Origin of the sequence: Fretibacterium fastidiosum (assembly GCF_000210715.1) — a bacterium.
GTDB lineage: Bacteria > Synergistota > Synergistia > Synergistales > Aminobacteriaceae > Fretibacterium > Fretibacterium fastidiosum.
Map to the genome: position 1 here is coordinate 620,658 of NC_021038.1, position 25,025 is coordinate 645,682.

22 protein-coding genes and 1 pseudogene are annotated in these 25,025 nt (G+C 62.9%); 11 read left to right on the forward strand and 12 right to left on the reverse strand.

From position 1 onward, the window contains the following. The first annotated feature begins 79 nt into the window (after positions 1–79). Together SY1_RS02710 and SY1_RS02715 are read left to right on the forward strand one after the other, a co-directional pair. Positions 80–685: a methyltransferase domain-containing protein gene (locus SY1_RS02710; RefSeq protein ID WP_208872637.1), complete on the forward strand. Its 606-nt coding sequence runs from the start codon at positions 80–82 to the stop codon at positions 683–685. 45 nt (positions 686–730) lie between these two features. Then, a complete protein-coding gene (locus SY1_RS02715) occupies positions 731–886 on the forward strand; it encodes a hypothetical protein (protein ID WP_208872638.1) in 156 nt (51 codons plus the stop codon). On the opposite strand, the gene SY1_RS02720 is transcribed toward SY1_RS02715, so the two are convergent. The 5 genes from SY1_RS02720 to SY1_RS02740 all read right to left on the reverse strand — a co-directional run bounded on the left by SY1_RS02720 (position 883) and on the right by SY1_RS02740 (position 8,134). After that, on the reverse strand, positions 883–2,154 hold the full coding sequence (locus SY1_RS02720; RefSeq protein ID WP_015556102.1) for a glycerate kinase type-2 family protein: 1,272 nt from the start codon (positions 2,152–2,154) through the stop codon (positions 883–885). The genes SY1_RS02715 and SY1_RS02720 overlap by 4 nt on opposite strands. A gap of 164 nt (positions 2,155–2,318) precedes the next feature. Continuing rightward, on the reverse strand, positions 2,319–3,530 hold the full coding sequence (locus tag SY1_RS02725; RefSeq protein WP_208872639.1) for a pyridoxal phosphate-dependent aminotransferase: 1,212 nt from the start codon (positions 3,528–3,530) through the stop codon (positions 2,319–2,321). Then, positions 3,514–4,851, reverse strand: a complete 1,338-nt coding sequence (locus SY1_RS02730) for a dicarboxylate/amino acid:cation symporter (protein WP_015556103.1) — start codon at positions 4,849–4,851, stop codon at positions 3,514–3,516. Before SY1_RS02730 ends, SY1_RS02725 begins: the two co-directional genes overlap by 17 nt. A 715-nt stretch (positions 4,852–5,566) precedes the next feature. Beyond that, positions 5,567–6,967: an RNA-binding domain-containing protein gene (locus tag SY1_RS02735; protein ID WP_015556104.1), complete on the reverse strand. Its 1,401-nt coding sequence runs from the start codon at positions 6,965–6,967 to the stop codon at positions 5,567–5,569. A 243-nt stretch (positions 6,968–7,210) separates the two neighbouring features. After that, positions 7,211–8,134, reverse strand: a complete 924-nt coding sequence (locus SY1_RS02740) for a LysR family transcriptional regulator (protein ID WP_015556105.1) — start codon at positions 8,132–8,134, stop codon at positions 7,211–7,213. 154 nt (positions 8,135–8,288) lie between these two features. Between SY1_RS02740 and SY1_RS02745 the strand changes: the two genes are divergently transcribed. From SY1_RS02745 to SY1_RS02775, 7 genes are all read left to right on the forward strand, one after another. Then, on the forward strand, positions 8,289–8,969 hold the full coding sequence (locus SY1_RS02745; RefSeq protein ID WP_208872640.1) for an RraA family protein: 681 nt from the start codon (positions 8,289–8,291) through the stop codon (positions 8,967–8,969). A gap of 7 nt (positions 8,970–8,976) precedes the next feature. Next, the gene (locus tag SY1_RS02750; RefSeq protein WP_015556106.1) at positions 8,977–9,711 is read left to right on the forward strand and encodes a 5-oxoprolinase subunit B family protein; all 735 of its coding nucleotides are present in this window, start codon (positions 8,977–8,979) and stop codon (positions 9,709–9,711) included. After that, the gene (locus tag SY1_RS02755; RefSeq protein ID WP_015556107.1) at positions 9,708–10,730 is read left to right on the forward strand and encodes a 5-oxoprolinase subunit C family protein; all 1,023 of its coding nucleotides are present in this window, start codon (positions 9,708–9,710) and stop codon (positions 10,728–10,730) included. Before SY1_RS02750 ends, SY1_RS02755 begins: the two co-directional genes overlap by 4 nt. 4 nt (positions 10,731–10,734) lie before the next feature. After that, on the forward strand, positions 10,735–11,496 hold the full coding sequence (locus tag SY1_RS02760; RefSeq protein ID WP_015556108.1) for a LamB/YcsF family protein: 762 nt from the start codon (positions 10,735–10,737) through the stop codon (positions 11,494–11,496). Between the two features lie 38 nt (positions 11,497–11,534). After that, positions 11,535–12,509: a D-2-hydroxyacid dehydrogenase gene (locus SY1_RS02765; protein WP_015556109.1), complete on the forward strand. Its 975-nt coding sequence runs from the start codon at positions 11,535–11,537 to the stop codon at positions 12,507–12,509. 297 nt (positions 12,510–12,806) lie between these two features. Then, positions 12,807–13,820 (forward strand): TAXI family TRAP transporter solute-binding subunit, encoded by a 1,014-nt coding sequence (locus tag SY1_RS02770; protein WP_015556110.1) that lies wholly within the window; start codon positions 12,807–12,809, stop codon positions 13,818–13,820. A 124-nt stretch (positions 13,821–13,944) separates the two neighbouring features. Beyond that, positions 13,945–15,960: a TRAP transporter permease gene (locus tag SY1_RS02775; RefSeq protein ID WP_208872641.1), complete on the forward strand. Its 2,016-nt coding sequence runs from the start codon at positions 13,945–13,947 to the stop codon at positions 15,958–15,960. Positions 15,961–16,320: 360 nt separating this feature from the next. Here the strand turns inward: SY1_RS02775 and SY1_RS02780 are convergent, their stop codons facing one another. From SY1_RS02780 to SY1_RS02810, 7 genes are all read right to left on the reverse strand, one after another. Next, a complete protein-coding gene (locus SY1_RS02780; RefSeq protein WP_015556111.1) occupies positions 16,321–17,304 on the reverse strand; it encodes a magnesium transporter CorA family protein in 984 nt (327 codons plus the stop codon). Between the two features lie 72 nt (positions 17,305–17,376). Continuing rightward, the gene (locus SY1_RS02785) at positions 17,377–17,838 is read right to left on the reverse strand and encodes a type II secretion system protein (RefSeq protein ID WP_208872642.1); all 462 of its coding nucleotides are present in this window, start codon (positions 17,836–17,838) and stop codon (positions 17,377–17,379) included. Between the two features lie 256 nt (positions 17,839–18,094). Further along, positions 18,095–19,030, reverse strand: coding sequence for an ABC transporter ATP-binding protein (locus SY1_RS02790; RefSeq protein ID WP_015556113.1), 936 nt, complete (start codon positions 19,028–19,030; stop codon positions 18,095–18,097). Beyond that, positions 19,027–20,109 carry an ABC transporter ATP-binding protein gene (locus SY1_RS02795; protein ID WP_208872643.1) on the reverse strand — a complete coding sequence of 361 codons (1,083 nt, stop codon included), beginning with the start codon at positions 20,107–20,109 and terminating at the stop codon, positions 19,027–19,029. Before SY1_RS02795 ends, SY1_RS02790 begins: the two co-directional genes overlap by 4 nt. Before the next feature lie 2 nt (positions 20,110–20,111). Next, positions 20,112–21,122 (reverse strand): oligopeptide ABC transporter permease, encoded by a 1,011-nt coding sequence (gene opp3C / locus SY1_RS02800; RefSeq protein WP_015556114.1) that lies wholly within the window; start codon positions 21,120–21,122, stop codon positions 20,112–20,114. After that, positions 21,115–22,056 (reverse strand): ABC transporter permease, encoded by a 942-nt coding sequence (locus SY1_RS02805; protein WP_015556115.1) that lies wholly within the window; start codon positions 22,054–22,056, stop codon positions 21,115–21,117. Before SY1_RS02805 ends, opp3C begins: the two co-directional genes overlap by 8 nt. Before the next feature lie 74 nt (positions 22,057–22,130). Continuing rightward, the gene (locus tag SY1_RS02810) at positions 22,131–23,741 is read right to left on the reverse strand and encodes a peptide ABC transporter substrate-binding protein (protein WP_208872644.1); all 1,611 of its coding nucleotides are present in this window, start codon (positions 23,739–23,741) and stop codon (positions 22,131–22,133) included. Positions 23,742–24,060: 319 nt separating this feature from the next. Between SY1_RS02810 and SY1_RS02815 the strand changes: the two genes are divergently transcribed. Together SY1_RS02815 and SY1_RS02820 are read left to right on the forward strand one after the other, a co-directional pair. Further along, positions 24,061–24,708 (forward strand): ParA family protein, encoded by a 648-nt coding sequence (locus SY1_RS02815; protein WP_208872645.1) that lies wholly within the window; start codon positions 24,061–24,063, stop codon positions 24,706–24,708. 131 nt (positions 24,709–24,839) lie between these two features. Continuing rightward, a pseudogene (locus SY1_RS02820) lies at positions 24,840–25,025 on the forward strand (ABC transporter permease); the annotation flags it as partial.

Here is a 25,025-nt window from a genome sequence, read left to right on the forward strand (position 1 = left end):
TCATAACGCGATGGGGTATTCCATTGGTGCTATACTGCAGGTGGCAGGAGGCGTAGGGGCCGCCCTGAGGAGCGGGCCCATGAGGAAGGACGGAGGGGCTGCTGTGGAGGACATTCGGGAGGCGGTGCGCGCGGCGTACAGCGCGGCCATCGAGGGACGGGAAGCGGGGTGCTGCACGGACCCCGACGCCGTCACGGACATGACTCAGGGCAACTACCGTGCTGCGGACCTCGCAGGGACGGGGGAAGCGGCGGAGCAGTCCTTCGGGTGCGGGGACCCCGTCCGCGCGGCGCTCCTCAAGCCGGGGGAGCGCGTGTTGGACCTGGGGTGCGGCGCAGGGCTGGATCTGATCCTGGCAGCCCGGGACGTGGGGCCGTCGGGCCATGTCTATGGCCTGGACATGACCCCCGCCATGCTGGCCCGCGCCCGAAAGAACCTCGCGAAGCTGGGCCTGAGGAACGTCACGCTCCTGAAGGGCCACATCGAGACGCTCCCGCTCTTCGATGGCGGGGTGGACGTGCTGCTCTCCAACTGCGTGATCAACCTCTCCCCGGATAAGGACGCGGTGTTTGGCGAGGCGTTTCGGGTGCTGGCGCCCGGCGGCCGCTTCTGTGTTTCGGACGTCGTGTTGCTGCGCCCCGTTCCGGAGATGCTGCGCAGGAGCAAGACGGCCTGGAGCGGGTGAATCGCCGGTGCTCTTCCGTCGGAAGAGTATCGGCGAAAACTTGAGGTGGCAGGGTTCGTTCAGGTCAGCGTCAGGCCGACGAAACCCCATGAGATCAATGCGGATGTCGTTCGACAGGAGGCGGGAAGCCTGAGCGCGGAGGACGAGGCGGCCCTTGCGGGGCTCTCCGCCAGTGCGCTCATCACGGCGATACGGCCCTAGCCCATCAGGGCGAACGAAACGTCGTTGACGTTGGTGCCCGTGGGACCGGTGATCACGAGGGAGTCCACGGCCTTCAGCGCAGTCCATGCGTCGTTGTCCCGCAGGACGGCCTCGACGTCCATCCCTCTGGCGCCCAGCGCTTCCGCCGTCGTCCCGTCCACGATGCCCCCGGCCGCGTCCGTGGGGCCGTCCGTGCCGTCCGACCCCACGGAGACGACCACGACGTCCCGAAGCCCCCGTATGCCGCGGCACGCCGACAGGGCCAGCTCCTGGTTGCGCCCGCCCCTGCCCTTCCCCGTCACGTGCACCACGGTCTCGCCGCCCGCGATGACGACGCAGGGCGATGCGATGGGGCGCCCGCTGGCGCGAACCTCCCGCGCGATGGCGGCCAGGAACGCGCCGGCCTCCCGCGCCGTGCAGGAGAGCGTGGAGGTCAGGAGCAGCGGCGTGTAGCCCAGGGCGGCGGCGGCCCTCCCGGCCGCCGCGCAGAGCGACGCCACGCTGCCCGCCGCTACGGCCGTGGCGTTGTCCAGCTTTTTGGGCGTTTCGCGTTTCAAGGCCTCCGTGAGGCGGGGATGGAGCGCCAGCCCGTACTTCTCCACGACGCGCAGGGCGTCCTCCGACGTGGAGGCGTCGGGGCAGGCCGGCCCCGACGCGATGCTGTCCAGGCGGTCCCCCAGCACGTCCGACAGGGCCACCGTCAGGACGCGGGCCGGCGCGCAGAGCTTTGCGAAGCGCCCTCCCTTCACGGCAGACAGGTGCTTGCGGACCGCGTTGACCTCCACGATGTCCGCTCCGCAGGCCAAAAGCTGGCCCGTCACGTCCGCCAAGTCCTTCAGCGTCACGCCCTCCGCCGGCAGCTCGAAGAGCGCCGACCCGCCGCCCGATACGAGGAACAGCACCGTATCCTCCGGCGACAGGCCCCTCACGCGCCTCAGGAGCGCCTCCGTCCCCCGGACCGCGTTCTCGTCCGGCACCGGGTGACCCGCCTCAAAGGCCTTGATCCCCCGCATCTCCCCCAGCGAATGGCCGTATTTGGTGATGAGGACGCCGCCGGCCAGCCGATCCCCCAGCGCCTCCGAGGCGGCTTGCGCCATGCGCCACGCCGCCTTGCCGATGGCGGCCAGGATCACCCGTCCTCGCCCCGTCTCCCTCAGCCGGGCGGCGAGCTCTCCACGCCCCAACGCCTCCCTCACCGCCGCTTCGGGCAGCACGGCGTCGATGGCCCGCCTCACGATCTCCAGCGCATCCTCCCGCAGCTTATCCATCCCGCGCACCTCCCCGACGGCCTGGGACGAAGTGTCCCACGTTTCTTCATTATAGCCTGAAATGACAAGGACACGCGCGACATCCCGTTGCGTGCTCCACGCATCGGTGCGGGGCCTTCGTCAGGCTGATTTTTTTCTGAGCGGATCAGCGGGCACTCAACGGCTTACCGCAGCTCCTGGACGGCCTTTTCGATCCTTTCGCAGGCCTCGACGAGCTCTTCGTAAGCGGCCGCATACGAGAGGCGCAGGTAGCCCTCACCCTCCGACCCGAACGCACTTCCCGGAACCAGTGCCACTTTTGCGTGGTCGAGCATGTACTCGGCGACCTCAGCGGACGAGCGGCCCAGGCTCTTGACGTTGACGAAAACGTAGAACGCGCCCTTCGGATTGTTGCAGCTCAGGCCGTCGATCGCATTGATCGCCTTGACGACGTAATCCTTGCGCCTTTGATACTCGCGGCGCATCGCCTCGACGTCCTCGTCGCATTCGCGAAGGGCGACGACCGACGCATCCTGGACGAACGACGGCGCACACGTTACCGTGTATTGATGAATGCGCACGCACGCCTGAACGATCTCGCACGGGGCGCACAGGTAGCCAAGGCGCCATCCCGTCATCGAGTACGCTTTGGACATGCCGCCCAACGTGATCGTCCGCTCCTTCATCCCTGGCAACGACGCGATGCTCACGTGCTCCACTCCGTCGTAGACGAGCCGTTCATAGATCTCGTCCGACAGGACCAGCAGATCGTGTTTCCGTGCCGTATCGGCAAGGCGGTCCAGGGTTTCGCGCGAAAAAACGCCTCCGGTCGGGTTGCTTGGATCGACGAGGACCAGCATTTTCGTTCGGCTCGTTATCTTGCTCTCGAGCTCCGCGAAGTCCACCTGGTAGTCGTTTTCTTCCTTAAGGCTGTACGTCGATGGAACCGCTCCCAGGGATTCCGGAACGTGGATGTAGTTCAGCCACACCGGATTGGGGACGAGGACCTCGTCGCCCGGGTTCAGAAACGCCGCCATGCCGGCAAAGGTTCCTTCTCCGACGCCGACGGTAACCAGGACTTCGGACGGGTCGTACCCCACGCGGTTCTTCTCGCGCATCTTGTCGGCGATTGCCGTCCTCAGCTCTGGCGTCCCATAGTTCGACGTGTAAAAGACGTGTCCCTGAGCCAGGCTCTCGTCCGCTGCGCGCTTGATCCTCTCCGGCGTGTCAAAATCCGGACGGCCGATCTCCAGGTGGATCACGCGCTCACCCGCCTGCTGCATCTTCGTCGCCTTCTCCATCATCTTGCGTATGCCGGAGAAGGGCAAAGAGTTCATCCGTTCCGCCGCAGCGTAGTTCACCGTCGTCTCCTCCCTTCCGTCAGCTGTTGTAGACATCGCGGTTCAGCTCCCCCTCTTTGGCGTTCACGATCACGTTGACCGCCGCGTCACCGATGACGTTCAGCGTGAGGAGCGACATCTCGACCGGGCGGTTGATCGCGACGACCAGCGCGTAGCCGACCAGGCACGCCTCGGTCGTAAACCCCAGGCCGGCCATGACCGTGAAGATCATCGTCGTTCCTGCGACCGGAATGGCCGGCGTCCCCGCGGCTGCGCATATCGTCAGGACCGCCATGATGACGAGCGTGGCCGGCGTTATCGGGATGCCTGCACTCGTTGCGATGAACGTCACCGCCACCATGTGCATGATCGAGGTTCCGTTCATGTTGATCGTCATGCCCAGCGGAAGCACGAAGCTCGTTATCTCCTCGCTGCATCCGAGTTCGTCGAGGTTCGTGCGCATGTTGATCGGCAGAGTTGCCGCCGACGAGTTCATCGCGAAGCCGAACACGCCGACCTTCGCCATCTTCTTGATGAACTTGAACGGGTTCAGGCCGGTCAGCAGAAGGATCCCTATCGGGTAGACCGTCAGGAGCACCAGGAAGAGCGTGAAGATAGCGGTCCCCATGTAGGCGGCGGCCGGTTTCAGGTATTCAACGCCGTAGACGGCGAAGGTGCGGGAGATCATGCAGAAGATCGCAAACGGCCCCACCCTGTTGAGCAGAAAGGTCAGCCACATGTTGATGACGTCGCTGAGGCCCTCCAGAACGCTTTTGAGCACATGGGCCTTCTCTCCGAGCTTGTTCATGCAGATCCCAAGGATGACGGCGACGACTACGACCGCAAGGATCCGCGTGTTGACGCCCATGACGTTGATGATGTTGTTCGGTATGGCGTCGACGATAACGCCAAGCGGGTTGTACGGGGCGATCTGAGCCGTCTTCGTGACCTCGCCGCCCGGAAGAACCACCGTAAACCACCCCATCCCCCGGGCCCCGTAGGCGATCGCTCCCGCTATCAGGCACCCGACGGCGTAAAAGCCTAAGAAACCGATCAACGAACGGATGGCAATGCGTCCAAGCTTCGCGGCCTCGGAGATGCTGCACATCGCGAGGCTGATCGAAACGAGGACCAACGGAACGATGGCAAGCTGGAGGCCGTTCATGAACACCTGCCCGATGATGTAGAACAGTCCGAGCGATCGGACGCCTTCGGGGCGCGTGATGTCCTGAAACAGCAGGCCGTTGATGAGCTTCCACGTCCCCTCGCCGCCATTTGACAACAGGTATTCCCTCAGAAACAGGCACCCGATGCCGACGGCAAGACCACAAACGAGAGCAATGAGCATCTTGTGAACGATCGTGGTTTTTCCCTTCATTTGCTGCATCCCCCTTGGGTATGGTTTTGTAACCGCCATCCCCAATATAACAGGGCTTTTGCTTTAAGGAAAATTGATTTTTTCTTTGTGAAATATTCAAGAAATTTATCTGAGGCATGTCATCAATTAGGTCAGGTCACAATGGCAACGAGATAAACAGCAGCCGGGAAATTAACAGCTCGCTTGTCGCAACGTGTTGCTGTTGCTTGATGTTGTTTCACTACTTTACGACAGGGCGACGGGAAAGCCCACGACTTTAGTCGTGCCCATAAAGCGGGGCATACTATGGGATGATGCGTCGCTTCGCGAAACCTGCGGTCCGCAACGTCGCCAACGAGCGACGTTCGCCTTTGCTTTTGTTTCTCTGGTATACTGTATTTGGCAACGTGGGGTGAAATCCCGTGCCAACCTGTCCCCTTTTTGGGGCACAACGTATCTTGAAAACTGGATATATCGGGTTGTTTGGGGAGTCCCAAACGTAAAATATCCAACGCCAAAGAACAAACTCAGAAAACTGGGATCAAAGAGTGGGGGCATCCACTCTTAAGGGAGAAGACGTAAGACCGGACGTGTCCGGCTGTCTTTGTCGATCTTAGAATCCCATAGTATGCCCCGCTTCTTGGGCACGAATTTATTCGTGGGAGTATGTCAACGTTCACAGACCTTCCAATATGCGGCAATGGCCCCGCCGATTGCCGCCGCCGAAACAGGTATGTCAACGTTCACAGACCTTCCAATATCCATTCCTGTTGGAGCCTACCCGCTCAACGTATCCGTTTTTCCGTAGATAGGATACATTGTTTTGAATCGCGGTTTTGCCAAGTCCCGTTATCCTCATCAACTGCGGATGTGTGATGTTGGGGTTGTTCCTCATCTCGGCCAGTATGCGCTGCCGAGTCGGATTCAGCGTGTTATCCCCCACATTATCCCCCATTTTCCCCCCGCTCCTGTCACCTGCAGCAGGCAGCATTCTGTTCAGAGGAATGGTCACGATAATGGAGTTCTCCCTGAATTCAAAGGCTTCTCTGCCGTAAACCTGTGTAATTTTGGGAACTCCGCGGCCGGACCTCTCGCTGATGTGCAACTGAAGAAAGATGTCGGACAGGCGTTTGTTGACCGGAACGGAATCACCGGTGTAAAACCCCTCCAGGGTTTGCGCAGGGGCCAGCGTTCCGCGCGACAGTATCTCTATCCTGTCATTGAACACCGTGAACATCGGGGCATTCCCAGTCACCCAGAGATTGTGGACGAATGCGTTGATCACGGCTTCACGGAAGGCATCCTGATCGAACAGCGGAACCTCCCGGCGCTCGACGATGCGATCCTTCTCGTCTGCCTGCATGATGTTCAGCACGTCACCATACTCCAAAATTTTTTCCAGGGAGATCAGCAGGCAGGTATTCCCAAATTCCCGCACGGAATACAACGGATCTGCCTTGGTTCTCCCCATGAAGATCGACACTCTGATGGGGATTTTACTGTCATCGGACAGCAGTTGCGCGAGCAGATTATACGTCCCGTCCTTCGTCAGCAGACCCAGGTTCTTCTTGAAATTTCTCCGGTTAAGGACGATGCCTCTGTCCTCGTAGTAAAAGAACAGCTTCCGAAAGGATAGTTCCTGTATGTCCGCCTCGGTATTCTCCGTTGTCGGCAGCCCGTTTTTAAGAACCGAGAAGAGGGCCGCCTCCCGCTCAGGATGTTTACTCAGGTTGACCTTGCTGGAGCCTATGCGGATATACCTCACGTTGTCAAAAGCAACGGGAGACTGTTTTGCCGCGGGAATCTCGAGGACAACGACCCGCCTGCGATTCAGCGTCACATCGTGGAAGGAAAAGTTCAGATCCGGAGTGAGCTGCCTTGCCAGGTAGTGTTCCAGGGGCTCGTTTTTCACGTCCTGCCGGTGAGCAAAACGGGTGCCAACAACGTCGTGCGTAACATTATCAATGCCCCAGATGAGATAGGCGTTTCCCTTCCCATTCATGGCTGCGGAATTTGACAAGGAAGAGATGTATTCCCCAATCCCATGGGCATCGTACCAGTTCTCCTTGAACTCAAACCATTCTTCCTCGGATGGATGAGCCGTCAGCTCCCTGACAATTTCCCTGTAATCTTTCATGTTCACGCTCCTGGGTTGTCCTGTTGACCCCCTGCCGCTTATCCTACCACATGTGGGGGATAACGTGGGGGAAAAGTGGGGGATATTTTCAGGAAAACAGGAGAACCACCTGCGTAACTGCGGTATATAGTGGTTCTGATTTTAATCGTTTGGCCATCCAGGGGAGAGCGACGTGCGGCGGTGGGGCCGCGTGCCCCCTTTGGGAGAGCCTTCCGGCAGCCGTTCGCTCTCGCTCACGGGCCGTCAGTCCCTCCCGCCAAAGACCTCCCCGATCTTTATCGGGAATTTCAGGTCCCCCAGGTATTCCTCGACGGCGCTCTCAAAGAGGGCTACGACCCTGTGGCTCGCCAGTTTTGGAGCCTGCCGCTTTATTTTGTAAACGCTGCGGTTGGGAGGGGCGCTTTCTATCTCGCTGACGTAGAGGCGTCGCCTCCTGGAGAGCTCGGCAATGACGGATTCCGGGGCGATCACCCAATGGTCGGGCTGGCTCCACAACCTGTCGAGCATCGCCACCGTATCCACCGAAACCCTTGGGCGGTACACGCCTCCTGCGCAGATCCCGCGCCAAATCTGGTAATTGTCGTCCCAGCTCATGAAGATCTCCTTTGAGGTATCGAGTTCGTTCATGCGAACGACCGGCTTCGAGACGGCCGGCTCGTCCGTTTGCGCGAGGTAGAGCCTTTCCTCAAATATCTTGTCGGACCGGATGTTCTTGTACGGCAGGTTGTGATAGACGAACGCCAGGTCGATGTCGTGATTGGCCAGGAGCCCGTACAGTTCCCTGGACTGATGGGTATGGACGGTCAGGTTCACCTGCGGTTTCGTCTTGAGAAACCCCTCGTACAGGGGCGCGAGGAGGACGACGTTCATGCTGTCCGTGCAGCCGATCGACAGGGGAACCCTGTCCTCGGCACCGCTGAGGTTTTGCGTCTCCTTCCACAGCGAGACCCATCGCTCGGCGACCGGGATGAAGTCCAGCCCTCGCTCGGTCAGCTCGACTTGCTTGCATCCTTTTTTGCGAATCATAAGGGGAAAGCCCAGCTCCGCCTCGAGGGAGTTCAGCCTGTGCGTGACCGTCGGCTGGGTCAAAAACAGCATCTTTGCGGTTTGCGTAACGCTTTTTGTGTTGACGACCGTGAGAAAGGTCTCTATGTCCGCAAGGTTCATTCGATCCGCCTCCCCATCCCAAACATAAATTTCATTTATTATCATAGTAAAATTTATTCATTTTTCAATCAAAAACTTTCACTATATTATATCTGCATCGATACCGCGGCAGGCTTCTTGCCGCCGCCAATTCTATTGCACGGGGGGACGGGTTATGCCAGCAGGTTGCAGGATCAGGAGAAATTTTGTGAGGCCTTCCAGGGAGTTGGTCGAGGCGTTTCGCGGCATACCGGTGGCGAACATCGACGACAACATGGGGCGGATCGCGGCCGTGGACGCGGGCGTTTATCCGTTGAACCCAAACGTCAGTCTGCTTGGCGTGGCGTTTACCGTCAACGCTCCGGCCGGCGACAACCTGCTGTTTCACAAGGCTCTCGACATGGCGGAGCCGGGCGATGTGATCGTCCTCGCGAACAAGGGCAGCATGAGCCGCTCGCTGTGCGGCGAGATCATGAGCAGCTACGCCAGGAGCCGCGGGCTTGCGGGGATCATCATCGACGGCTGCGTCCGGGACAGCCGAGCCCTCGCGAGACTCGACTTTCCGGTATACGCGAAGGGGGTGACGCCCAACGGCCCCTACAAGAACGGTCCGGGCGAGATGAACTTTCCCGTCTCCTTTGCCGGTGTCGTCATCCATCCCGGCGATATCGTCATCGGCGACGGAGATGGCGTGATCGTCGTGCCCCCGGAGATTGCGAGGGAGATCGCTGGAAGGGCGCGCGAGTACCATGCCGGGGAGGCTCGCCAGCTCGAGGGGATCCGTTCCGGAGGCGGATGGCCGCGCCCGTGGGTTGACGAAAAACTCAGGGAAGTCGGCTTCGAGTTCGTGGACTGAGTGAAAGATGCAGGACGTTGCGATAAAACAGGCAGGGGATTCCGCAGTCCTCGTTGAGTTCGAGAACGAGATTGGGATCGAGACCAACGCCAAGGTCCGCTCGCTGATGTTCTCGCTCGAACGGCGCCCTTTCGCCGGGATGCGCGAGTTGACTCCGGCCTATCGCTCTCTGCTGATTCAGTACGATCCCTGCGCTGTAAAGAGCGGTGCGGTGAGGGAGTTCGTAGGTCAAAGCCTTGCGAACCTCCGGAGCGTGACGCTTCCGAAACCGGTGATCACGGAGATCCCGGTGATCTATGACCCGGAGTTTGCGCCCGACATAGAGGAGATAGCGAGGATTGAGGACAAGACGGTCGAGGAGGTCATAAGGATACACAGCGGCAGCGATTACTTCGTCTACATGCTGGGCTTCGCGCCCGGACACCCGTACACGGCGCGTTTCGAGAACCCGTTCTCGTTCAAGCGCCGCGAGAGTCCGCGCGTGCGCATCGACGGGGGCAGCGTTGTCGTTCAACTCGCGTTGAGCAACATAATCCCCTTCGACCAGCCGTGCGGCTGGAACATCATCGGGACAACGCCGGTCCTTGTCTGCGACTATCGCAGGGAAAACCCTTTTCTGCTGAAGGCGGGGCAATGGATCCGCCATATCCCGATCGACCGCGACGAGTACTTCGACATCAAACGTCGGGTCGAGCTCTCCGAGTACGTCTGCAGGACGTACGAAAAGGAGGGGACCCCATGATCATCGAGAATGGAGGGATTTTGACCACGGTCCAGGACGGCGGGCGGTTCGGGTACGAATCGTTCGGCGTTTCGTCGTCTGGTCCGATGGACAGGCGATCGTTTGAGATTGCCAACCTTCTAGTCGGCAACGATCGAAGTGAGGCGTGCCTCGAGGCAACCGTGATCGGGCCTTCGATCTCATTCGCCGAGAACGCGGTCATGGTCATTGTCGGGGCTGATATGAGCCCGGTCCTGAACGGTGCTCCGGTTCCCAATTGCCGCGCCTTCGCCGTGCGCCCCGGTGACAGGTTGAGGTTGGGCGCCGCCAGGATCGGATGTCGCGCTTACCTGGCGTTTGCGGGCGGGGTGGACGTTCCCCTCCTGATGAACAGCAGGAGCACGATGGTCGGCAAGGGCTTTGGCGGATACAGAGGCCGCAGGCTGAGGCAGGGCGACGAGGTCCGCCTGCTGAAGGACGTCTCCGGCTTGCCCAACCTGGCCGGCCGGGTCGCCGAGCCGGAACCGATCCCATCCGGTGAGCGCGCGCTGAGGGTGATCTTGGGGCCGCAGGACGACAGGTTCACCGAAGAGGGGATCGCGACGTTCCTGAACTCGCGCTACACGATTGGCGCGGACTTCGACAGGCAGGGCTACCGGTTGGAGGGGCCGAAGATTCGGCACGTCACCGACGGCAACATCATCTCGGACGGCATCGTGTTCGGCTCCGTTCAGGTGCCGACCTCCGGAGACCCGATCGTCATGATGGCCGAACACCAGACCGTCGGCGGCTACGCGAAGATAGCGACCGTCATCACCGTGGACCTGCCGGTCCTCGGACAGTGCAAGGCGGGCGACGCGGTTCGCTTCGTGAGGACGAGCGTCGAGGAGGCGGAGCGCCTGGCCGAGGCGAGCCGCCGTGAGCTTGATGCACTGGCCGCAAGGATCGGGCGGGGCTTTGAACGTCCGGCGCGTCGTTCTTTCAAGGTCACCGTGGACGGGAGGGCGTACAGCGTCAGCATCGAAAGAGAGGAGGATTGAAGCGATGTTTCGGATAGACTTGAACAGCGACATGGGTGAAAGCTTCGGAGCGTACACCATCGGCGGCGACGAGGAGGTGATAAAATTTGTCACCTCGGCGAACGTCGCCTGCGGCTTCCATGCCGGCGACCCGATGGTGATGGACCGCACGGTCAAAATGGCAAGGGAGCGGGGCGTTGCAGTCGGCGCGCACCCCGGCTATCCCGACCTTCAGGGCTTTGGACGCAGGAAGATGGCGCTCACCCCCCTCGAGATAAAGAACGATGTGAAGTATCAGATCGGCGCTTTGAAGGCCTTTGTTGAGGCCGAAGGGATGAGGCTCCAGCACGTCGCCCCGCATGGTGCGCTCGGCAATCTCTGCCAGTACGACCGCGACGCGTCGCGTGCGATCTGCGAGGCCGTTCGAGAGGTGGACGATTCACTGATCGTCTACTACTGCGCCGGCGCGGTCCTTGGAGAGGAGGCGGCGAGCGCGGGGCTCGACGCAAAGGCCGAGATATTTGTGGACAGGGCTTACCAGGACGACCTGAGCCTCGTCCCGCGCAAGACGCCGGGCGCGATGATCACCGACGAGGACGTCGCGATCGCGAGGTGCGTCCGCATGGTCAAGGAGGGCAGGGTGACGGCGTTGAGCGGCCGCGAGCTCGAGATCAAGGGCGACACGCTTTGCGTACACGGCGACGGTCCGAAGGCCCTCGATTTCGTCAGAAAAATCCGCAAAGCCTTTGAGCGCGAGGGAATAGCGGTCTGCAATTTCCAATGCTGAGCGATATGAAAAATGTAAAGAACGGAGGTTCCAATCCCATGTCCCCTGAAATCGTCGTCCTCGACGGATACACGGAAAACCCCGGTGACCTGAGCTGGGGAGAGTTGGAGAAGCTTGGTGCGCTGAAGGTCTATGACCGCACGAGCCTGACCGATGAAGACGAGGCCATCGCGCGCATTGGCGGAGCGGAGATCGTGCTGACCAACAAGACGCCGATAACGAAGAGGGTCATCGATGCCTGTCCGAACGTGAAGTTCATCGCCATGCTGGCGACCGGGTACAACGTCGTCGATGCGGCTTATGCGAAGGAGCGCGGCATCCCGCTGTCGAACGTCCCCGCCTATGGGACGGCCTCGGTCAGCCAGTTTTCGATAGCGCTCTTGCTTGAGCTATGCCACAGGATCGGGCTCCACGACCAGACCGTCCACGAGGGCCGGTGGGAGCGCTGCGCCGACTTCTGCTACTGGGAGACCCCGCAGATAGAGCTCGACGGCAAGACGATCGGGATCATCGGCTTCGGCAGAATCGGCCAGCGTGAGGGCGCGATCGCGAGGGCGATGGGCATGAACGTCCTCGCTTACGACCTCTATCCCAACGACTCAGGCAGGCAGATAGCGGAGTACGTCGATCTGGACGCGCTTCTCGCCCGGTCGGACGCAATCACGCTGCACTGCAACCTGACGTCCGAGAACGCGGGCCTCATCTGCAAAAATACGATCGCAAAGATGAAGGATGGCGTGCTGATCGTCAACAACGCGCGCGGACAACTCGTCAACGAACGCGACCTTGCCGACGCGCTGAACAGCGGCAAGGTCGGCGGCGCGGCCCTGGACGTCGTGTCAAGCGAGCCCATCCGCGGCGACAACCCCCTGTTGTCAGCGAAAAACTGCGTGATAACGCCCCACATCTCATGGGCCTCCCTTGAGAGCAGGCGGCGCATCATGGAGTGTACGCTCTCGAACGTCAAGGCCTATTTGGAGGGCAGGCCGGTGAACGTCGTCAACGGGCTGTGACGTTTGCCGTCAGGACGCTGACAGGACGGGATATTACAGGGCGGGGATGTCTGTTTCGACAGGCGCTCCCGCCTTTTGCTGCATTTGAGTGGATCAACCGGAACGGTCCGCAGGGCTGGCGCGGGAGCGTACTGTGATAAAATAGAGACGCTTTAGCCTGATGTCACCAATACCGCTACGCCACAAATCGATGCCGTGCGGTCCCCTTCCTCGGCGGGCGACGGTTCCCGCGGGAGGAAGGAAGGCCGCTTCGGCGAAGGCGCGCGCATCGCCGCGCGAGAGAGGGGAGATCGCACGATGAAAAGGTCCTTTCGTTTCGCTTTCCTGATCCTGGCCACCCTGGCCCTTGCCGCAGGGCCGGCGGCCGGCGTCGATAAGGCCGGATGGCCCGACCAGCTGCGCTTCATGGCCGGACCTCCCGGCGGCAACTGGTTTGCGCTGGGCACGGCCCTGGCGGACATGTGGACGGGCGCGGGCCTGCCCCAGACCACCAGCAGCTCGGGCGGCGGCGTCGCCAACATCGTGAACGCCAACAACGCCAAGGGGGACCTGGGCTTCTCCGTGACCTCCATGGTCGGTGCGGCCACCCAGGAGGGGGGCGTGGACTTCACCAAAGGCCAGAAGATGGAAAACGCCGTCATCATGGCGAACCTCTACACCCAGTACACCTACTTCATCATGCGCCGGGACTTCGCCGAGAAGAACGGCGTCAAATCCCTGGGGGACGTGATCGACAAGAAGCTCAAGATGCGCTTTGCCACGCTGAAGCCCGGCACGTCGTCGGAGTTCGTCGTCAAGGCCCTGTTCGACAAGGGCTATGGGTTCGACTACAAGAAGACCTTCGAGGAGTGGGGCGGCACGGTGGAGTATGCGTCCTACGAGGGCGGCGCGGACCTCCTGGCGGACAACCATCTGGACTGCTTCGCGTTTTCCGTGGGCAAGGTCGCCTCGATCGTCATGAACATCGAGAGCAAGCTGGACGTCGTGCTGCTGCCCGTGGGGCAGGAGGCGCTGGACAGGCTTTCCGCCGCCTACGGTACGGAGACCTTCACCATCGACCCCGGCATCTACAAGGCCGTCCCGGAGGGAGCTGAGCCCGTCAAGACCGTTGGAGACTACACCTGCATCGTCATCCGCAGGGACCTTCCGGAATCCCTGGTGTTCGAGCTCAACCGCGCCCTGTGGGAGCACAGGGACTCCCTCGTCGCGGCCGTGAAGGACATGGAGGAGCTGGACCCGGCAGCGACCGTCCCGGCCAGGGTGCCGTCGCACGCTGGTTCCGAGGCCTTCTGGAAGACCGTGGCGAAATAGCGCGGCCCGCGTCCGAGTCGGGGCCGAAGGGGAGAGGGGGAGAGAGCCGTGTTCTTCCCCTCTCCCGAAATTTTCTGCGGGCCTGCCCTGCTGGGGGCGCCGCCCGCCGAACGGGGATGATACCTTGAGGAAATTAAGCGGAAGGACGAGGACGTTCGTCTACCTCTACGTGCTGCTGATGGGGTTGTTCCACCTCTACACGGCGGCGGCGGGAAACTTCGAGGCCTACCTTCAGCGCAGCATCCACCTGGCCTGGGTGCTGCCGCTGGCCTTCGTGCTCTACCCCATGACGAAGCGCTCGCCGATGGACCGCGTGCCGCTCTGGGACTGGGCCCTCGCAGCCCTGGCCGCCGCGCCGGGGCTCTACTCCACGATCAACTACACCGCCATCACGGAGCGCATCCAGCAGATCGACCCGCTGACGACGACGCAGCTCGTGCTGGGGGCGCTGCTCGTCGTCCTGCTCCTGGAGGGCACGCGGCGCATCGTGGGACTGCCCCTGGCGCTCATCGCGGGCCTGTTCGCCGTCTACATGCTCTACGGCTACAAGCTGCCGGGCCTGATGCGCGGCTTTCAGTTCTCCTGCTCGGAGGTCGTCGAGGGGCTGTTCCTGACGGACGAGGGAATCTTCTCCATGCCGCTGGGCGTCTCCGCCACCTTCGTCATGATCTTCCTGATCTTTGGCGCCTTCCTCGAGAAGAGCGGCGCAGGGGACTGGTTCATGAGCGTGGCGCAGGCCTTCACCGGCGCCACGCCGGGGGGACCGGCGCAGATCGCCGTCGTGAGCTCCTGCCTCTTCGGCTCCATTAGCGGCTCGGCCGTGGCCAACGTCTACGGCACGGGGACCTTCACCATCCCGCTGATGAAGAAGATCGGCTACGCCCCCGACTTCGCCGGGGCGGTGGAGGCCGTGGCCAGTTCGGGGGGCCAGATCATGCCGCCCATCATGGGGGCGGGCGCGTTCCTGATGGCGTCCTTCCTCGGCGTGCCGTACCGCGACGTCATGATCGCGGCCCTCTTTCCGGCCCTGCTCTACTACGGCGCGCTCTTCGTCATGGTGCGCCTGCGCGCGCTGAAGAAGGGCCTCAAGGGGCTTCCCCCCGACGAGTTGCCCTCAAAGATCGAGGTCTTGAAGCGCTTTTACATGATCGCGCCCCTGGTGGGCCTCGTGGCGTTCCTCCTCGCCGGCTACACCCCCATGAGGGCGGCCCTGATCGGCATCGGGCTGGCCTGGTTCGTGGCGTTCTTCAACTTCAGGCCGGACAGCTCGCCTTCGGAAAAGCACTCCGCCTGCGTCGCGGCGGCGATCTCCGCGGCCCTCGCGGCGCTTTTGGCCCTGCGGCCTGAGCTCACCGAGAGGGTGAACGCCAACCTGCTCTTCGTCCTGATCTGCGCCTTCCTCCTCGTCGCCTCCAGGTTCAACCCCGGCATGAACGTGCGCGACGTCATCGACGCGGTGGAGAGGGGCGCGCGGGGCATCCCGCTGGTGTGCGTGGCCTGCGCCTCGGCGGGCATCGTGCTGGGGGCCGTGTCCCTGACGGGGATCGGCGGCAAGCTGGTGGGCTTCATCATCTCCCTGGCGGGGGACGCGCCCTTCCTGGCGCTGGTGCTCGTGATGCTCATCGCCACCTTTCTGGGCATGGGCCTGCCCACCACGGGCGCCTACATCCTGGCGGCGGCCCTGGGCGCGCCCATCCTGGTGAAGCTGGGGTTCCTGCCCATCGCCGCGCACATGTTCGTCTTCTACTACGCCATCATCTCCAACATCACGCCCCCCGTCGCTCTGGCGGCCTACGCGGCCAGCTCCATCGCCGGCGCAGACCCGAACAGGACCGGCTTCCACGCCATGCAGCTCGGCTTTATGGCCTACGTCGTGCCCTTTGCCTTCTGCTACGATCCGGGGCTCCTCATGCAGGGCGGCCCGGCCGCCGTCGGCTGGGGGCTCCTGAGCGGCGTCTCCGCCGTCGTCGCCTTCGCCAGCATGTGGATGGGCTACATGAACGGACCACTGAACCTCCTGACGCGCCTCGTCCTCTGCGTCGCGGGGGTGCTGGTCCTCTCCGTGTGGCCCGCCGTCACGGCGGTGGGGCTGGCCCTGCTGGCCGCCGTCTGGCTCTTCACCCGAAGGGCGCACCGATAACAAAGCGCGTTTAACGAAACGGCATTTGCCGCCTCGCTGATGAAAGGTATGAAAGGGGAAGTGGCCCGAAAGGCTTTCGCCTCCCCTGTAAGGGGAGGCGCCGAACGGAGTGAGGTGGAGGGGTTAGCTTCATACCCAACGACAACCCATCGTGCAAAGGGCCAACAACCCCTCAGTCTCGCCCTTGCAGGGCTCGCCAGCTCCCCTTCCAGGGGAGCCTAATAAACCGGGGGCTTGAAAAACGCGCCTCTTCTTTTTGCCTCCCCTGCAAGGGGAGGTGGTTCGCACTAGCGAACCGGAGGGGTTGCTTCCCACACTCAACAACACCCCCCCTTCGGGGGGCCGAAAGCATGCCGCGCCTCACAGCATCCTTCGCATCCAGAGCCACAGGGTCGCCACGGCGCTGAGGGCCAGGGCGATCAGGGAGACCCAGAAGAAGCCGTTGGGGCTGTCCATCAGCGGCAGCCGCACGTTCATCCCCCAGAAGCTGGAGACGGCGGCGGGGATGGCCAGGATGATCGTCACGGAGGCCAGAAACTTCATGACGATGTTCAGGTTGTTGGAGATGATGGAGGCGAAGGCGTCCATCGTGTCGCCCAGCACGTCGCTGTACACGCGCACCATGTCGTAGGCCTGGTCGTGCTCCACGATCACGTCTTCCAGCAGGTCCTCGTCCTCCTCCCGCATCTTCACCAGTTCCTGATACTGCGGGTTCTTCAGCACGCGCAGCAGCTTGTCGATGGCCACGCGGTTGCTGCGGATGGACCCCGTGAAGTACGTCAGCCCCTTCTCCAGGTCCATCAGCCGGAACAGCTCCTCGTTCTGCAGGGACTGGCGCATGGTGTGTTCGATGCTGTTGGACATGCGGTTGATCTCGCTCAGGTATTGAAGGTAGGCGCCCGCCGTCCTGTAGAGGATCTGCAGCAGAAACCGCGTGTGCTTCCAGGTGCAGAAGCCCCTGACCCCGCCGGCGGCTCCCGGCAGGATCACGTTCTCCTCGAGGCAGACGGTGATGAAGGCGGACTCCGTGATGACGATGCCCAGGGGCAGCGTGTCAAAGCTGAAGCTCTCCGGGTGCTTCGGGATGTTGAGGACCATCAGCAGCGAGGTGTCGCACCCGCTGTCCTCGTCCGCCTCCTCCACGTCGATGCGGCTCGACTCCTCGACGTCCATGGCCGCCGTGAGGAAGTCGAGGGGCACCGCGGCGATGCGCGCCACGTCCTCCAGCTCCTGGCGCGTGGGCGCCACCAGGTTGATCCAGCTTCCGTGGCGCAGCGTGTCGAGGCTGAGGTCCTCGTGTCCGGGGTTCTTCTGGTTGGTGTTCGTCCTCAGGACCGAGATCATGCGGCTCCCCCCTTGTTTAGGATGCGCGCCCGACGGGGGCGCGCCGATCGATCCCGTCGCGGCAGGGCCGTTCTACCTCGCGACCGGAGGGTGGTCGGCGGTCCGAATCTGCCCCTGTCCCGACAGGATCAGGAAGTGGCGCTTCCCCTCCGCGTCGCGGATCAGGGTGGTCATGGCGGAGCTGAAGGTCCCCCATTGGGGGGCGTAGTGGGAGTCCACCGTCGCGCTGCCGACCCCAAGCCACTGAAAGGTGCAGCCGCTGCGCGCCGGGAGCCGCTCCACGCTCCGCGGCTTTTCCCAGCGCACCTGAAGGCATTGTGCGTCCTCGTCAACCCCCAGGCCGAAGGGCCGTCCCGAAAGGTCCGCCCTGGCGACGACGCCGTAGAGCCACCGCATGGCGCGGTCCGCCTCTTGGGCCGCCGTCGGCCTTCCCCAGATCGCCCCCACCGAGAGCACGGAGCCGCTCAGGGCGGCCAGGATCGTGAGGACGATCAGGACCTCTGCTAGCGAAAAAGCGCGGCGTGCGCACCTCATCGGCCGCATGGCGCACGTCACGCGGCAAAAGGCCGGCCCGTCCCCGAAGCGGCGCACCTCCCGACTCGTCATCCCCAAAGACACCGCTCCTGCCATGTGCCTCCACGCCCCTCCCTTTTCCGCCTCCGCTCGCCCTTTGCGGCCGCGCGAACGTCCGTATTATATAGTATAGCGTATAGCGCGCAGTGAATGTGAAGGGCCGGGGGAGGGCGGCCGGCGGCGCCTGCAGCGCGGCCCCTTTGTCTGCAAGGTGCGGTTACGATGCGTTGGGGGAAAGGGCGCGCCAGCGCTCAAATTCCGCGTCGGTGGCCAGCACGCGGTGCGCGCCGCCGGCGTCGTGGAGCGTGCCCTGAGCGTACTCGATTCCCTCGGCTCTGCGGTCGTAGTCCACGGCGTGACGCTTCTTCTCCTTGACGGGGTTCGGCAGAGGGATCGCCGACAGGAGCGAGCGCGTGTAGGGGTGGATGGGGCGAGAGAATATCTCCGTCGGAGTCCCCGTCTCCAGGAGGCGCCCCTGGTGCATCACCCCGATCCGGTTCGAGATGTACTTCACCATGGACAGGTCGTGTGCGATAAAGAGGTAGGAGACGCCGGTTCGCTGCTGTACCTCCTTCAGAAGGTTCACCACCTGCGCCTGGATCGACACGTCGAGGGCTGTGATGGGCTCGTCGGCGATGATGAGGGAGGGCTCCATCACCAGCGCGCGGGCGATGCCGATGCGCTGGCGTTGGCCTCCTGAAAATTGGTGGGGGTAGCGGTTGGCGTGCTCGGCGGACAATCCCACCGTCTCCAGGGCGTCGTACACCTTCTCCCGGCGCTCCCTTGAGCTGCCGTAGAGGCGATGGATGTCCAGCCCCTCGGCCACGATGTTGATGACCTTTTTGCGCGGGTTCAGACACGCCATGGGGTCCTGAAAGATCATCTGCACCTGCGTGCGCAGGCGCCTGAGCGCTGCCGCGGAGAGGCGGCCCGATATGTCCGTTCCATCCAGGACGACGCGCCCTGAGGTCGGCGCATAGAGGCGGATGATGGTCCTCCCGATGGTGGATTTGCCCGATCCGGACTCGCCCACCAGGCCGAAGGTCTCTCCCCGGTCGATGTGGAAGCTCACGCCGTCCACCGCCCGCACGACGAAATGACGCGACACCCTGAAGTGCTGACGCAGGTCTTCTACCTCCAGGAGCGCGCTCATGCCCTCACCTCCGCCTCGTTTTCCCGCTGCATGGCCTTAATGCGGCGGCGCAGTTCCTCCGGCATCTCCACCCTGGGGGCCCGTGGGTCCAGGAGCCATGTCGCGGCGCTGTGGGTGGAGCTGACCTGGAACACCGGCGGCTCCTCCAGAAAGTCCATGCCGAGGGCGTAGGGGTTGCGCGGGGCAAAGGCGTCGCCTCGAATGGGGTGGAGCAGGTTGGGCGGGGAGCCGGGGATGGCGAACAGCTTTCGGTCCCGGCCGTCGGGATCCGGAATGGAGGAGAGCAGGCCCCAGGTGTAGGGGTGGCGCGGGTCGTAGAAGATGTCGTTCACGGTCCCGCTCTCGACGATCTTTCCGGCGTACATCACATCGACGCAGTCCGCGATCTTGGCGACGACGCCCAGGTCGTGGGTGATGTAGATCACGGACAGGCCACGCTCGCGCTGGACGTCCTGGATCATCTCCAGGATCTTCGCCTGGATCGTGACGTCCAGCGCCGTCGTCGGCTCGTCGCAGATGAGGACGTCCGGGCTGCAGGAGAGGGCGATGGCGATGACGACCCTCTGCCTCATCCCGCCGGAGAGCTGGTGCGGGTAGCTCTTCATGTAGGCTTCCGCCTCCGCGATCCCCACCCGGCGCAGGAGCGCCGCCGCCCTTTCCTCCGCCTCGCGCCGCGGCGTGCCGAAGTGGTGGCGCATCCCCTCCGTGAGCTGTGCCCCGATGGACATCGTCGGGTCGAGCGACGTCATGGGGTCCTGAAAGACCATGGCGATTCGTTTCCCCGCCAGCTCCCGGCGGATTTCGGCCTGGGACATGTCCATGATGTGCCAGACGCCTCCGTCGGGAGGCGTGAAGTCGATCGTCCCGCTCTCCAACTTGCCGTTGCTGCTCAGGATGCCCATGACGGCCTTCATGGTGACCGACTTTCCGGAGCCGGACTCCCCGACGATGGCCAGCGTCTCTCCGCGGCGCAGGTCGAGGTCCACGCCGCGAATCGCGTTCACGCGCCCCGCCGTCGTGCGGAAGCTGATGTGCAGGCCGCGAATGCGAAGCATCGAAGGGCGTTCCCGATTCTCCATGATCACACCTCCTGCATCCTTGGGTCGAAGGCGTCGCGCAGGCCGTCGGCCAGCAGGTTGAAGCTCAGCATCAGGAGCGCCAGTACCATGGCCGGGAACACCAGCATGTGGGGGTGCATCAGAAAGGACTTGTAACCGTCGTTGATCAGGGACCCCAGCGACGCCATCGGCGCGGGGACCCCAAGCCCCACGAAGGACAGGAACGCCTCGGAGAAGATGGCGTTGGGGATGGAGAACATGGACATGGTGACGAGCTGCCCGAAGATGTTGGGCAGGACGTCCCGAAAGATGATGGCGAAGTGCCCTGCGCCCAGCGTGCGGGACGCGAGGACGAACTCCTGCTCCCGAAGCTTGAGCATCTGCGCCCGCGCGACGCGGCTCATGCCGACCCATCCCGTGATGAGCAGGGCCAGGATGATGGAGTTCAGCCCGGGCGGCATGACGAGCATCAGGAGCGTCACGATGATGAGCGTGGGGATGCCGTTGACGACCTCGAGGACGCGCTGCATGATCATGTCCGTCGCCCCGCCGAAGTAGCCGGAGGTCAGCCCGTAGCTCATGCCGATCAGCATGTCGATGAGCACCGCGACGAAGGCGATGTAGAGGGAGATGCGCGTCCCCATCCAGGTTCGCGTCCACTGATCGCGGCCGAAGGTGTCCGTTCCGAACCAGTAGTAGACGTCGTCCAGCCCTTTTTGCCTGTATCGGTTGACGCGCCTCTCGCCTCCGTCGAAGACCCCCAGCCTCTCGATGACGGGGATGCGGGGGGCCAGGTTCTGGTGGAGGATGTTGACGTCGTTGTAGGCGTGTTCGTTCATGCCGGGGCCGAAGGCGGCGAGGACGGCGATGACGAGGATCGTCACGGCCCCGAAGACCGCGCCGCGGTTCCTGGCGAAGCGGGACAGGACGTCCCGCCAGAACGGCTGACTGGCGCAGTCCCTGTCGATATGGGCGGCGCCGGTGACGTCGATGCGCTCAAACTCGTGTCCCGGTTCGATGATGGGTTCAGTCATGGCGCTTCCCTCCCGCAAGCCGAATCCTGGGGTCGATGACGCCGTAGAGCAGGTCTACCACCAGCATCAGCCCGATGTACAGCACGCAGTAGACGAAGGTCAGGCTGATGACGACGTTGTAGTCGTTGGACTGTATCGCTGTCACCAGAAGGCTGCCGACGCCCGGAATGGAAAATATCTTCTCCACCACCATACTGCCCGTCATGAGGTTGACGATGAGGGGCGCGAGCACCGTGATGATGGGAATGAGGACGTTTCGCAGGGCGTGGACGAAGTTCGTTCGGAACGGAGAGAGGCCCTTGCTTTGGGCGAAGAGCATGTATTCGCTCCCCAGAGCCTCCAGCATCTCCGACCGGGCGAAGCGGGCGATCTGGGCCAGGGTGAACATGCTGAGGGCCAGCGTGGGCAGGACGGTGGAGGCGGCGGGGCGGTTGACCTTGTACAGGGTGGGGAACCACCCCGCCTTGAAGCCGAGGTAGTAGAGCAGGACGAAGGCGAACACGAAGGAGGGGACGCTCACGCCCAGCACGGAGACGACGGTGCTGAACGTGTCCGCGATGGAGTTGTGGCGCAGCGCGGCCAGCACCCCCAGCAGCAGGCCAAGGACGGCCCCCACGAACACGGCCTGAAGGCCGATGCGGATGGAGATGGGCAGGCGCGCCCGGATCATCTCGGTCACCGGGACGTTCTTCTGGATGTTGTAGGAGACGCCCAGGTCGCCGGTCATCATCCGCCCGACGTATCGGGCGAAGCGAATCAGCACCGGGCCGTCCAGCCCGTACTTTTCCCTGAGGACCGCCACCTGTTCCGGACTCAGCTTTTCGTCGTTGAAGGGCGAGCCCGGCATCAGCTCCAGCATGAGAAAGAGCGCCAGAACGATGGCGAAGAGCGTGGCCGCGGCGGTCAACACCCGTTTGACAATGTATGTTTTCATGATCTCATCCCCGAAAAAGACGAAGGCCGGCGGACGGCGTCCGACGGCCTCCCTGTCTTCGGCAACGGAGGCCTTTATGGATTGACGGCCTTCGTCGCGTGCTTGAAGAGGTTGCCGATGCTGGCGTGCTCCTCGATGCCCGTGAGGTAGGCCTTCTGCAGCAGGGCGCTGTTCTTTTGGTACACGGGGAGGACCGCCGCCTCCTTCAGAAGCTCGGCCTCGATGTCCTTCATGAGTTGCCAGCGCGCCGCCGGGTCGAGGGCCGTCTTGCCCGAGCTGGCCTCCTTGATCATCTCGTCGTAGTGCGCGTTGGTCCAGCCGATCTTCGTCTTGTTGCTCACGAACTGGTCCAGGTAGGTCATCGGGTCCGCATAATCGGGGCCCCAGCGGGTGAGGGACAGCTCGTACTCCCGGTCCCGCTCCCTCTGCAGGCGCGCCTTCTTGGCCATGCTCTCGAGGTTGATCGTAAGACCGGGCAGGTTCTTCTGAAGCGCGTCCTGAAGGTACGTCGCCACGCCGATGGCGGATTCCGTGTCCTCGACGAGGAGCGACAGCGACACGCTCTCGAAGCCCAGGGCCTTCTTGGCGGCGTTCCAGTGCTCCAGCGCCTTGTCCTTGTCGTAGTGCAGGTAGGTCGGCGCGCCGTCGCGGAAGTCCTTGCCGTCCGGGCCGGTGGCGAGCATGGAGGGGACGAAGTAGTCGGCCGGGTGGGAGCCGTCCTTCAACACACCGCTGCACAGCTCCTGCTTGTCGAAGCCCATGGCCAGGGCCAGGCGGAAATCCGGGTTGGCGAGAAACTTGTTCTTGTGGTTGCACAGCACGTACCACAAAAAGCTGCCGTCGATGATGCGGCACTCGGGGTCGTCCTTGAACTGCTCCACCAGCTCGCCGGTGAGCGCGATCTTGTCTACGTCTCCGTTCTGGTAGGCCAGGAGGGCGCTCTGCGCGTCCTTGATCACCACGAAGGAGACGCCGTCCACCTTGACCTCATCCCTGGCGTAGTAGTAGGGGTTGCGCTCCACGGTGGAGAGGGAGCCGCCCTGATCCCAGTAGGTCAGCTGGAACGCGCCGTTGGCGAGGACGTTCTCCACGCCCTGACCGTACCGGTCGCCCTGGGCCTTGAAGAAGGCCTCGTTGGCCGGGTAGAAGGAGGGGAACAGGAGGAGCGAGAGGAAAAAGGGCACGGGGTGGTCCAGCTCGACCGCAAGGGTCCGGTCGTCCAGGGCCTTCACGCCGAGCGTCTCCGGGTCCGCCCCCCTGTAGGCGATGGCCTCGGCGTTCTTGATGCCCGACGTGTCCGCCATGAGGAACTGCGTCTCGCTCCCCGTCCTGGGGTCCGCGAGGCGCCGCCACGCAAAGACGAAGTCCTGCGCCCTGACGGGCTCGCCGTTGGACCACTTTGCGTCCTCCCGGATGTGGAAGGTGTAGGAGAGGCCGTCGGGGCTGACGTCCCAGGACTCCGCAATGGCGGGGATGACGTTGCTGTCCTTGTCGAACTGCGTCAGGCCCTCCATGGTGTTCTCGATGATCGTGTAGGACGTCCCGTCCGACACGATCTGAGCGTCCATCGTCGTGAGCTCCGTTTCAACGCCGTAATTGACGATCACCTTTTCCGCCGCGAGCGCCGCGGGGCGCGGGGCCCAGGTCAACGCCAACGCAAGCAACGCTGCAAACCATCGTCTCAACTTGAATCTCCCCTTCGTAAATCATTGTGAACACCCTGTGAACGACCGCGATAAGACAATGGGCCGCCCGTCTTGCGGCCCTCCTCGCGCCCGCAGACGATGGGGATTTGAACCCGATCGGACTTCCCTGCGAGCGGATTTCATTATAGCATACGCTTATAGCGCTGCCTGTAAGGCGCGTTAAATAAAAACAGAGCTTGGGCTCAGGCAGCCTGTGGCGGGCTGCACAAGCTTGTTTTTGTGTGCGGAGAAGGTTATGTTAAGCTATGGAGGCCCTGCTTTGGGCCGACAGTTTGGGAACGAACGGAGGAACGCGGACTTGGAGAAATTTGCGGTGGCGGTCATCAACCATAAGGGGGGCGTTGGGAAGACCACGCTGTCCCTCATCCTGACCCAGATGGCGCTCATGAAGCGGAACAGGGTCCTGGCCGTGGACCTGGACCCCCAGCGCAACTTCACGGACGCCCTCTCCTTCATCCGGGGCTACTTCAAGGAGAGCCTGAGGGTGAAGGGGGCCCTTGCCCCCGAGGACGCCGGGGCCCCGGAGGACTGGATCGTCCTGGACTGCCCGCCGTCGCTGGGGTCGATCTCCAGGGTCGCCCTGAACTTTTCCGATATCGCGCTGGTCCCCGTGCGGCCGGACCTCTTCTCGCTCTCCAACCTGGGCGTGCTCTACTCCGTTGCGCGGGAGTGCGGCAAGGACAGGAGCCAACTGCCGCTGATCAAGGTGGGGTATGACGCCACGCGCCTCGCTCAAATGGCGGAGGAGGTCATCGCCGGCAAGGGCTATCCCGCGGCGGCCAGCCTGCCCCTCAACCGCCTGATCCCCTACAACATCGCGTCCGGCCGCATCTGGTCCATCGGCCTGAGCGCGGAGTCCCGCGCGCCCTACGAACGAATGTTCGCGCGCCTCGTGACCGCCTATCGGCGTATGCTGGAGGGGGACTTCAATACGGCCTGGCAGTAGGGGCCAGGGGCGCCCGGGTCCGTTTCACGTCTTTTCTCACCTGCGGTGACAGAGCTTCTTTGTGAAGTGATATAATGGGAGAGCACTTTTTGAAAACTTCACTATTTCTTGCAAGGTGAGGCTGATAGCTGATGCTGCGCTATATCCTACGTAGGCTCCTGATGATGATCCCCGTGCTGATTGGCGTCACGTTCATCGTCTTCTTCATCCTGGCCTTGACGCCGGGCGACCCGGCCGCCATCATCCTGGGCGACGGCGCGACGCCGGAGCTCCTGCAGCGGACGCGGGAGGAGCTCGGCCTCGATCGGCCCATCGCC